Source organism: Streptomyces ipomoeae 91-03 (assembly GCF_000317595.1).
GTDB classification, from domain to species: Bacteria; Actinomycetota; Actinomycetes; order Streptomycetales; family Streptomycetaceae; genus Streptomyces; species Streptomyces ipomoeae.
The window spans coordinates 24983-31983 of sequence record NZ_AEJC01000129.1 but is presented as its reverse complement, the minus strand read 5'-3'; the positions used below and the strand labels follow the sequence as shown (position 1 = coordinate 31983).

4 protein-coding genes are annotated in these 7001 nt (G+C 71.7%); 2 read left to right on the top strand and 2 right to left on the bottom strand.

Features of this window, described 5'->3' with window-relative positions:
• Positions 1-25: 25 nt before the first annotated feature.
• Together katG and STRIP9103_RS08735 are read right to left on the bottom strand one after the other, a co-directional pair.
• Complete coding sequence (katG, locus tag STRIP9103_RS08740) at positions 26-2218, bottom strand: catalase/peroxidase HPI (RefSeq protein ID WP_009304060.1); 2193 nt, start codon at positions 2216-2218, stop codon at positions 26-28.
• Between the two features lie 27 nt (positions 2219-2245).
• Positions 2246-2689, bottom strand: a complete 444-nt coding sequence (locus tag STRIP9103_RS08735; RefSeq protein ID WP_009304035.1) for a Fur family transcriptional regulator — start codon at positions 2687-2689, stop codon at positions 2246-2248.
• Between the two features lie 267 nt (positions 2690-2956).
• On the opposite strand from STRIP9103_RS08735, the gene STRIP9103_RS08730 reads away from it, so the two are divergent.
• Together STRIP9103_RS08730 and STRIP9103_RS08725 are read left to right on the top strand one after the other, a co-directional pair.
• Entirely contained in the window at positions 2957-6178 is a 3222-nt protein-coding gene (locus STRIP9103_RS08730) for an FAD-binding and (Fe-S)-binding domain-containing protein (RefSeq protein ID WP_009304055.1), read from the top strand.
• A gap of 113 nt (positions 6179-6291) precedes the next feature.
• Positions 6292-6996: a UdgX family uracil-DNA binding protein gene (locus STRIP9103_RS08725; RefSeq protein ID WP_009304043.1), complete on the top strand. Its 705-nt coding sequence runs from the start codon at positions 6292-6294 to the stop codon at positions 6994-6996.
• Positions 6997-7001: the final 5 nt, after the last annotated feature.

The following is a 7001-nucleotide window of genomic DNA, read 5'->3' as shown; positions in this document are numbered from 1 at the left end:
GGACGTCGGGATCATCCGATCAGGATCAGACGAGGTCGAACCGGTCCAGGTTCGAGACCTTGACCCACGCCGCGACGAAGTCGTTCACGAACTTCTCCTTCGCGTCGTCGCTCGCGTAGACCTCGGCGAGGGCGCGGAGCTCGGAGTTGGAGCCGAAGACGAGGTCGGCACGGGTGCCGGTCCACTTGACCTCGCCGGTGGCCGCGTCACGGCCCTCGAACAGGGTCTGGTCCTCGGAGGTGGACTTCCAGGTCGTGCCCAGGTCGAGCAGGTTGACGAAGAAGTCGTTGGTCAGCTTGCCCGGGGTGTCGGTGAACACGCCGTGCGTGGACTGGCCGGTGTTGGCGCCCAGGACACGGAGACCACCGACGAGGACCGTGAGCTCGGGGGCGCTCAGCGTCAGCAGGTTCGCCCTGTCGAGCAGCAGGTACTCGGCCGGCAGGCGGTTGCCCTTGCCGAGGTAGTTGCGGAAGCCGTCCGAGGTCGGCTCCAGCGCCGCGAACGACTCGGCGTCGGTGTGCTCCTCGGTGGCGTCCACACGGCCCGGCGTGAAGGGGACCTCCACGTCGAAGCCGGCGTCCTTGGCGGCCTTCTCGACCGCGGCGGCACCGCCGAGGACGATCAGGTCGGCCAGGGAGACCTTCTTGGCGCCGGAGTTGAACTCCGCCTGGACGCCCTCAAGGACGCTCAGGACGTGACGCAGCTGGTCGGGGTCGTTGGCCTCCCAGCTGCGCTGCGGCTCCAGACGGATACGGGCACCGTTGGCACCGCCGCGCTTGTCGCTGCCGCGGAAGGTGGAGGCGGACGCCCACGCGGTGGACACCAGCTGCGAGACGGTCAGACCCGAGTCGAGCAGCTTGGCCTTGAGGGCCGCGATGTCGGCGGCGTCGATGACCTCGCCCTCGGCCTCCGGCAGCGGGTCCTGCCACAGCAGGGTCTCCTCCGGGACCTCCGGGCCGAGGTACAGCGACTTCGGGCCCATGTCACGGTGGGTCAGCTTGTACCAGGCGCGGGCGAAGGCGTCCGCGAACTGGTCGGGGTTCTCGTAGAAGCGACGCGAGATCTGCTCGTAGACCGGGTCGAAGCGCAGCGACAGGTCGGTGGTGAGCATGGTCGGCAGGTGCTTCTTCGACGGGTCGTGCGCGTCGGGGATGATCGCCTCGGCGTCCTTGGCGACCCACTGCTTGGCGCCGGCCGGGGACTCGGTCAGCTCGTACTCGTACTCGAACAGGTTCTTGAAGAAGCCGTTGCTCCACTGCGTCGGCGTGGCGGTCCAGGTGACCTCCAGGCCGGACGTGATGGTGTCGCCGCCCTTGCCCGTGCCGTAGCTGTTCTTCCAGCCGAGGCCCTGCTCCTCCATCGTGGCGCCCTCGGGGTCCGCGCCGACGTGGCTGTCCGGGGCCGCGCCGTGGGTCTTGCCGAAGGTGTGACCACCGGCGATGAGGGCGACGGTCTCCTCGTCGTTCATCGCCATGCGGCGGAAGGTCTCACGGATGTCGCGGGCCGCGGCGATCGGGTCCGGGTTGCCGTTCGGGCCCTCCGGGTTGACGTAGATGAGGCCCATCTGGACGGCGCCGAGCGGGTTCTCCAGCTCGCGGTCGCCGCTGTAGCGCTGGTCGTCGAGCCAGATGGTCTCGGGACCCCAGTACACGTCCTCCTCGGCCTCCCAGACGTCCTCGCGGCCGCCGCCGAAGCCGAACGTCGTAAAGCCCATCTGCTCCAGCGCGACGTTGCCCGTGAGGATCATGAGGTCGGCCCAGGAGATGCTCTGGCCGTACTTCTTCTTCACCGGCCACAGCAGACGGCGGGCCTTGTCCAGGTTGGCGTTGTCCGGCCAGCTGTTCAGCGGGGCGAAGCGCTGCTGACCGGCGCCGGCGCCGCCGCGGCCGTCGCTGATGCGGTACGTACCGGCGCTGTGCCAGGCCATACGGATCATCAGCGGGCCGTAGTTGCCGAAGTCGGCCGGCCACCAGTCCTGCGAGGTGGTCAGCACCTCGGCGATGTCCTGTTTCACGGCCGCGAGATCGAGGTTCTTGAACGCCTCGGCGTAGTCGAACTCCTCACCGAGGGGGTTCCCCACGGCGGGGTTCTTGGCGAGGATCTTCAGGTTGAGCCGCTCCGGCCACCACTGACGGTTCCCGCCACCCTGGGTCGGGTGCGCGGCGCGGTCATGCGCGACCGGGCACTTCGCCTCGGCAGGGATGTTGCTCTCGGACATTGGGGGAATCCTTCCAAAAACGGGGGATCACAGTGCTGAACTGCGGGCGTTGGAACAGTCGGGGCACAGGCCCCAGTAGATGACCTCGGCCTCGTCGATCGCGAAGCCGCGGTCGTCGGAGGCGGTCAGACAGGGGGCGTGGCCGACCGCGCAGTCGACGTCGACCACGACACCGCACGACCGGCACACGAGGTGGTGGTGGTTGTCCCCGACGCGGCCCTCGTACAGGGCCGGACTGCCGGGTGGCTCGATTCGGCGGACGAGGCCCGCGCCGGTCAGCGCGTTGAGTGCCTCGTACACGGCTTGCAGCGATATGTGGCCCACACGATCGCGCACCCCGGAGGCGATCGCTTCGACACCGAGGTGGTCGCCGTTCCGCACGGTCTCCAGCAGTGCGACGCGCGCGGCCGTCACCCGCAGGCCGGCACCGCGCAGCTCCTCGGCGGTGGTCGGAGTCGGGGATGCGGTCATGGGGACAACCTACCCTCATAAACACGAACAGTTCAAGAAAACGAGCAATCCAAGTTTGGAACGTCGTGTGGTGTGTCGTCCGACGCCGTCACATGCCCCCTCACCTGGGGCGATCGTCCCGCGCGGCGCCCTCGCCCCGCACCGGGCCCGCCCGGCGCACACCCCGCGCGGCGGTTGTCCCGGGGCCTTGGGGGTACCTGATCCGCCCGACCAACGACCGAGCCGCCGGTCGGGTCACCGATGTACCGATCCCGTGAGGAGGCGTCCATGGGTGCGAGGGGCCTGTCCGAGCCGGGCACGGGGAACCTGCCCGATCCCGTCACCGGCCGGGAGCCCGCGCCGCCGCTCGACCCGGCCGCCCTGGAGGCCGCGCTGCGCGCGCGGGTCGACGGGGAGGTCCGGTTCGACGCGGGGAGCCGGGCCGCGTACTCGACCGACGCCTCGAACTTCCGCCAGACACCCATCGGCGTGGTCGTGCCCCGCACCCCCGAGGCGGCGGCGGAGGCCGTGGCCGTCGCCCGGGAGCACGACGCCCCCGTGCTCTCGCGGGGCGGCGGGACCAGCCTCGCCGGCCAGTGCGCCAACACGGCCGTGGTGATCGACTGGTCCAAGTACTGCACCCGCGTCGAGTCCGTCGACGAGGACGCCCGCACCTGCGTCGTCCAGCCCGGCATCGTGCTCGACGAACTCAACCGTCATCTGGCGCCGACCGGCCTGCGCTTCGGCCCCGAACCCGCCACCCACATGAACTGCACGCTCGGCGGCATGATCGGCAACAACTCCTGCGGCGCCACCGCCCAGCGCACCGGCAAGGTCGTCGACAACATCGCCCGCCTGGAGGTCCTCCTCTACGACGGCACCCGCTTCTGGTGCGGCGAGACCGACGACGAGGAGTACGCCGAGATCGAACGCCACGGCGATCTGCGCGCCACCCTCTACCGGCGGCTGCGCACCCTCCGCGACACCTACGCCGACGAGATCCGCCGCCGCTACCCCGACATCCCGCGCCGGGTCTCCGGCTACAACCTCGACTCCCTCCTGCCCGAACACGGCTTCGACATCGCGGGTCTGCTCGTCGGCAGCGAGTCCACCCTGGTCACCGTCCTGCGGGCCGAGCTGGAACTGGTCCCGGTGATCAAGGAGCGGACCCTGGTCGTGCTGGGCTTCCCGGGCATCGAGCGGGCCGCGGACGCCGTGCCGACGATCCTGCCGCACGAGCCGATGGCGCTGGAGGGCGTCGATTCCCTGCTGGTCCACGACGAGCGGATGAAGCACCTCAACCCCACGGCCCTCACCGAACTGCCCGAGGGCAGCGCCTTCCTGATGGCGCAGTTCGGCGGCGACACCGTCGAGGAGGCGGACGCGCGGGCACACCGCATGCTGGCCGCGCTCCACGAGTCGGAGCACGAACCGGAGGTGGCGTTCCTCGACGACCCGGCCCACGAGGCGGAGCTGTGGCAGGTCCGCGAGGCCGGTCTCGGCGCCACCGCGCACGTGCCGGACCGGCCCGACACCTTCGAGGGCTGGGAGGACTCGGCGGTACCGCCCGAACGGCTCGGCGCCTATCTGCGCCGCCTGCGCGGTCTGTACGAGGAGTTCGGCTACCAGAGCGACACCGGGCCCAGCCTCTACGGCCACTTCGGGCAGGGCTGCGTCCACACCCGTATCCCCTTCGACCTGTACACCGCCGACGGCGTGGCGGCCTACCGGCGGTTCATGGAGCGGGCGGCCGACCTGGTCGCGGAGTTCGGCGGCTCCTTCTCCGGGGAGCACGGCGACGGGCAGAGCCGCGGCGAGCTGCTGCCGCGGATGTTCGGCCCCGAGCTGGTCGAGGCGTTCGGCCGGCTCAAGGCGGCCTTCGACCCGCTGAACCGGATGAACCCCGGCAAGATCGTGGCGCCGTACGGGCTGGACGAGCATCTGCGGCTCGGCGCCGACTGGGCCCCGTACGACCCGCAGGATCTGCACTTCCGCTTCCCGCACGACGGCGGCTCCTTCGCCGAGGCCGCCAACCGGTGCGTCGGCGTCGGCAAATGCCGGCAGCCCACCACCGAGGGCGGCGCGGTGATGTGCCCGTCGTTCCAGGTCACGGGGGAGGAGGAGCACTCCACGCGCGGACGGGCCCGGCTGCTGTTCGAGATGCTCGACGGTCACGGCGACAGCGCGATCCGCGACGGCTGGCGCTCCCACGAGGTCCGGGACGCGCTCGATCTGTGTCTGGCCTGCAAGGGGTGCAAGAGCGACTGTCCGGCCGACGTGGACATGGCCACGTACAAGGCGGAGTTCCTGTCCCACCATTTCGCGGGCCGCCCCTGGCGCCGCCCCCGCTCCGACCTGTCCCTGGGCTGGCTCCCCGTCGCCGCCGAGGCCGTCGGCCGCACCCGACTCGGGCCCCTCGTCAACGCCCTCACCCACACCCCACCGCTCTCCCGCGCCGCCGTGGCCCTCGCGGGCATCGAGAACCGGGAGCTGCCGCTCTTCGCCGGTGAGACGCTCAGGCAGTGGTTCGCCCGACGGGAGCGGGCCGACGACACGTCGTACGGCGAGGGGGCGTACGGCCAGGGAGCGGTGGAGGGCGGCGGGGCGTACGGCGCTGGTGCCCGCGGCACGGTTCTGTTGTGGCCGGACACCTTCACCGATCACTTCCACCCGCATGTCGGGCGGGCCGCGGTGCGGTTGATGGAGGAGGCGGGGTGGCGGGTCGAGCTGCCCGCCGGGCCGCTGTGCTGCGGTCTGACCTGGATCTCCACCGGGCAACTCGGCGTCGCCGAACGTGTGCTCAGGCGTACGGTCCGGGAGCTGGCCGCGCATGTGCGTGCCGGCGGACTCGTCGTCGGGCTGGAGCCCGGCTGCACGGCCGTCTTCCGGTCCGACGCCGCCGAGCTCTTCCCGGGCGACCACGACGTACGGCGACTGCGGCGGCAGACGGTGACGCTCGCCGAACTGCTCACCGAGCACAGCCCCGGGTACGAGCCGCCCCGGGTGCCGGAGCACGCCTCGCGGGCGCTCGCCCAGGTCCACTGCCACCAGCACGCGGTCCTGGACTGGGAAGCCGACCAGGAGCTGCTGGGGCGTGCCGGTGTCGACGCCGAGCACCTGGATTCCGGCTGTTGCGGCCTGGCGGGCAACTTCGGCTTCGAACGCGGCCACCTGGACGTCAGCCGGGCCTGCGCCGAACGCGTCCTGCTGCCCCGGCTCCGCGAGGCGGACGAGGGGACCGTCGTCCTCGCCGACGGCTTCAGCTGCCGCACCCAGATCCACGAGCTCGACAGCGGCGGCCACGAGGCCGTGCACCTGGCGGAACTGCTGGCCACGGGCCTCCCACCGGCCCCCGGAACACCTCCGCCCGGCAGCGCGTACGGCGTCGCCCCCGGCGCCCGCCCCACCCCACCGGGCCGCCTGGCCAAGTCCCTCACTCTCACCGGAGCGGCCCTCACGGCCGTCGGCGCCGCCACAGCGCTCGGCAGGCGGTTCCGCCGAGCGCGGTGATCAGCCCGGGTGAGCGGCACCATCACGCCCGCCCATCCATGGTGGAGGCGCGGCGGACGGGGTACCCGGCGAGGAGTTCGGAGTGGACGCGTCGGGAGCGGAGGTGGCCGAGAGTGAGCCCCACGAAGCACGCGAGCGCGGCGAAGGCCCCCTCAGGGGACCCCCAGGCCTATGACGCGCGGCCGTATCTGCCGAGCCGGGGTGGTCTTGCCGCGTACCGGCGGGCCGCTGCCGACTGCCGGGGCTGCCCCCTGTACGAGAACGCGACCGGGACGGTCTTCGGCAAGGGGGCCGAGCCCGCACGGCTCGTGCTGGTCGGTGAGCAGCCCGGGGACCAGGAGGACAAGCAGGGCGAGCCCTTCGTCGGACCGGCCGGGCGGCTGTTGCGGCGGGCGGTGGAGGAGGCCGGGATCGACATGGACACGGCCTACGTGACCAACGCGGTCAAGCACTTCAAGTTCACCCGTCCCCCGGGCGGCGGCAAGCGCCGCATCCACAAGGCGCCCGACCTGCGAGAAGTCTCCGCCTGCCGCCCCTGGCTGCTGGCCGAGCTGCGTCTGGTGCGGCCCGAGGTCGTGGTGGTCCTCGGCGCGACCGCCGCCAAGGCCCTGCTGGGCAGCTCCTTCCGCGTCACCAAGGACCGGGGCGCCCTGCTGCCCATGCCGCCGGGAGTGACGGAACACGACGATCAGCCGTACGTCGTCGCCACCCTCCACCCGTCGGCCATACTCCGCGCCGACGACCGCGAAAGCGCGTACGCCGGTCTGGTGGCGGACCTGAGGGTGGCCGCGCGGGCCCTGGACGAGGCCGACGCCTGACGTGA